The sequence below is a fragment of the Streptomyces sp. NPDC006208 genome (assembly GCF_040613775.1).
Taxonomy (GTDB): domain Bacteria; phylum Actinomycetota; class Actinomycetes; order Streptomycetales; family Streptomycetaceae; genus Streptomyces.
In genome coordinates this window covers 1-4,073 of record NZ_JBEXSW010000110.1, presented here as the reverse complement: position 1 = coordinate 4,073, position 4,073 = coordinate 1, and the positions used below count along the sequence as shown (strand labels likewise).

Sequence of the window (4,073 nt, the reverse complement as noted above, 5' to 3'; positions counted from 1 at the left end):
CGCCCTCGGCCCACCCCGTACCGTCCGCACCAGCGGCGAACGCCTTGCACCGGCCGTCCGCCGACAAGCCCCGCTGACGGCTGAACTCCACGAACACGGCCGGGCCGGCCATCACCGTGACGCCGCCGACCAGGGCCATCGAGCACTCGCCGCTCCGCAGCGACTGGGTCGCCAGGTGCAGTGCCACGAGCGAGGACGAGCACGCCGTGTCGACCGTGACCGCAGGACCCTCAAGACCGAAGGTGTACGAGACGCGCCCCGAAGCGACGCTGCCCGCACTGCCATTGACGAGGTAGCCCTCAAGACCTGCCGGCGAGGTGTGCACGCGCCCGCCGTAGTCGTGGTACATCACGCCGGCAAAGACACCGGTCCTGCTGCCTCGCACCGAGGCCGGATCGATGCCGGCCCGCTCGAACGCCTCCCACGACGTCTCCAGCAGCAGCCGCTGCTGCGGGTCCATCGCCAGCGCCTCACGCGGCGAGATCCCGAAGAACTCCGCGTCGAAGTCCGCCGCGTCGTGCAGGAAACCGCCGTCACGGGTGTAGCTGGTCCCCCACTGGTCGGGGTTCGGGTCGTAGAGCCTCTCGACGTCCCACCCGCGGTCCTCGGGGAAGCCCGACACCGCGTCGCGGCCGGAGAACACCAGCTGCCACAGGTCTTCGGGCGACTGCACCCCGCCGGGGTAGCGGCAGGCCATGCCCACGATCGCGATCGGCTCGTCCGCCGCGCCGGTGGCCGTGGAGACGGTCGCCGGCACGGCCGCCGCCTCGCCGGAGCCCGCGGCTTCGGCGGTCAGGAAGCGGGCGAGGGTGAGCGGGTTCGGGTAGTCGAAGATCAGTGTGGCGGGCAGGCGCATGCCAACGGCCGAGTTGAGCCGGTTGCGCAGTTCGACGGCGGTCAGCGAATCGAACCCGATGTCCTTGAACGAGTCGTCCGCGCCGACCGACTGTGCGCCGGCGTGGCCGAGCACGGCGGCGACCTCGGTACGGACCAGGTCCAGCACCGCCTGCTCTCGCTCGGCCTCCGGCAGCCCGGCCAGCCGCCGGCCCAGGGAGGACGATGCCGCCTTCGCCGCCGCTGCCGCGCGCCGCACCGGCGCGACCCGGACCAGTCCGCGCAGCACCGGCGGAACGGCCTGCTGTCCCTGTCCGTCGCGGAAGGCGGAGGTGTTGAGCCGGATCGGGACGACTGCCGCCCGCCCGGTGGCCAGGGCCGCGTCGAACATCCGCAGCCCGTCCGCCGACGGGATCGCGGCGAGGCCCATGCGCTTGATGCGGGTGAGATCGGTGTGATCGAGGCTGCCGGTCATCGCGCTCTCGCTGTCCTGCGCCCACAGGCCCCAGGCCAGCGAGGTGGCGGGCAGGCCCTGGGCACGGCGGTGCTCGGCGAGGGCGTCGAGGAAGGTGTTGGCGGCGGCGTAGTTCCCCTGGCCTGGCGTGCCGAGAGTGCCCGCCACGGAGGAGAAGACCACGAACGCGGACAGGTCACCGGACAGGTCGTGCAGGTTCAACGCCGCGTCGACCTTGGGGCGGAACACGCCGTCCAGCCGCTCGGGAGTCAGCGAACCGATGATGCCGTCGTCCACGACACCGGCGGTGTGGATGATCGCGGACAGGCTCCGCCCGGTCAGGAGTTCACGCACGGCATCGCGGTCGGCCACGTCGCAGGCGGCCCAGGTGACATCGGCGCCCTGCGCGGTCAGGTCGGCGGTGAGCTCGGCCGCACCAGGTGCGTCCCCGCCGCGGCGGCTGACGAGCAGCAGGCTGCGGACACCGTGCTCGGCGACCAGATGGCGAGCGAACAGTCCGCCCAGCCCGCCCGACGCGCCGGTCAGCAGGACGGTGCCGGAACCGAGGTCAGAGAGCTCCGTCTCCGCGTGCGGCGCGGCGATGCGGACCAGCCTCGGCACCCGGACCTCGCCCGCGCGCACCTCGCCCTGCGGCTCACCGGAGGCGATCAGGCCGGGCAGCAGCCCGGCGAGACCGGCATCGTCACCGCTGTCGCCATCGGCATCGGCATCGGTCTCGACCAGCACGATGCGGTCGGGGTTCTCGCTCTGCGCCGAGCGCACCAGCCCGCGGACCGCCGACTGGACCAGGTCTCCCGTACGCATCACCAGCACCAGACGCGACGGGCGTTCCTCGGCGAGCCACCACTGCACCAGTTCCAGCACGGCATTGGTGACCTCGCGGACCCGGGTGGCGAGGTCCGCGCCGGCCCCGGTCGGGCACGGCACGACCACGGCCTCGGCTCCGGCGTCCGGCAGCGGGGCTGCGGCCTGCAGAGCGGCGAGGTCCTCGTACGTCTCGATCCTCATGCCGTCCGGCGCGGTCGGCAGGCTGACCGGTGTCCACTCCAGGCCGAAGACCGAGTCGTCGCTGCCGGAACCGGCGCGCAACTGGTCGGCGGGGACCGGGCGCAGCGTCAGGGAGTCGATCCGCGCGACCGGCTCGCCGGTGCCGTCGGCCAGAACCAACGACACCGTGGAGGTGCCGGTGCCTGCGCGCGAGACCTTCACCCGCAGGACGGAGGCTCCGGCGGCCGCCAGGCGCACGCCGCTCCAGGCGAACGGCAGCAGCCCGTTCCCCGTCCCGGCCTCGGGCTCGACCGCACCCAGCCAGACGGTGTGCAGGGCCGCGTCGAACAGCGCGGGGTGCAGACCGTACGCACCCGCGGCCGTCCGCTCCGCGCCGGGCAGTTCCACCTCGGCGAAGAAGTCGTCCCCGCTCCGCCACGCGGCACGCAGCCCCTGGAAGACCGGGCCGTACTCGAATGCCATTCCCGCGAGACGGTCGTAGAAGCCGTCGACGTCGACCGGCTCCGCGGCCGCGGGCGGCCATGCGGCGAGCGAGCCGTCCACCGGGTCCGTGGCGACGGCGAGCGAGCCGGAGGCGTGCCGGACCCACGTCCGCTCGGACTCGTCCTCGTGGGCGTGCGTGTCCCCGTCGTCGATCCGCGAGTGCACGGTCAGCGGCCTGCGGCCGGAGCCGTCGTCGGCGCCGACGCGCACCTGCAGTGCGACGCCGCCGCGCCCGGGCACGAACAGCGGTGTCTCCAGCGTCAGTTCTTCCAGCAGGTCGCAGCCCACGGCGTCGGCAGCGGTGATCGCCAGCTCGACGAACGCGGTTCCCGGCAGGAGGACGACCCCGTTCACGGTGTGATCCACCAGCCACGGATGCGTGTGCGCCGAGAGCCGCCCGGTGAGCAGGTGCCCGTCGCCGTCGGCCAGCGGCACGGCGGCGCCGAGCAGCGGGTGACCGGCCTCGCCCTGGCCCACCGCGCGCATGTCACCGGCGGAGGCGGGGGCGTCGAGCCAGTAGCGCTCGCGCTGGAAGGCGTACGTGGGCAGGTCGATGCGCCGGGCGCCGGGGAGGAAGGCGTGCCAGTCCACTTCCACGCCGCAGACGTGCAGCTGAGCGTACGCCGTGGTGATCGCCTGCGGTTCGGGGCGGTCGGCGCGTAGTACGGGGACGGTGACCACGTCGTCGTCCAGGCAGCCCTGGGTGAGGGCGCTCAACACGCCGCCGGGGCCGATCTCCACGAAGGTGCTCACGCCCAGGTCGTGCAGGGTCTGCACACCATCCGCAAAACGGACCGCCTCACGGACGTGCCGGACCCAGTACTCGGGGGTGTACGGCTCGGCAAGACGGCCGGTGAAGTTGGAGACCACCGGAATCAGCGGCTCACTGAAGGTCAGACCGCGGACGACCTCGGCGAAGTCCTCCAGCATGGGGTCCATCAACGGCGAGTGGAAGGCGTGGCTGACCTTCAGCCGGGACGTCTTGCGGCCCTGCTGCGTGAAGACCTCGGCGATCTCCAGCACGGCATCCTCGGCACCGGAGACCACGACGGAGTGCGGACCATTGATCGCCGCGATACCGACACCGTCGGTCAGGTGCGGCAGGACCTCGTCCTCGGTCGCCTGCACAGCAACCATCGCACCGCCCGCAGGCAGCGCCTGCATCAGCGCAGCACGCACCGACACCAGCTTCGCCGCATCATCGAGCGACAGCACACCCGCCACATGCGCGGCCGCAATCTCGCCCACCGAGTGACCCGCCACGTAATCCGGC

1 protein-coding gene is annotated in these 4,073 nt (G+C 72.7%); it reads right to left on the bottom strand.

From position 1 onward, the window contains the following. Nucleotides 1-4,073, bottom strand: a 4,073-nt coding sequence (locus ABZ208_RS38780; protein WP_356914150.1) for an SDR family NAD(P)-dependent oxidoreductase, incomplete at both ends; no start/stop codon positions are given.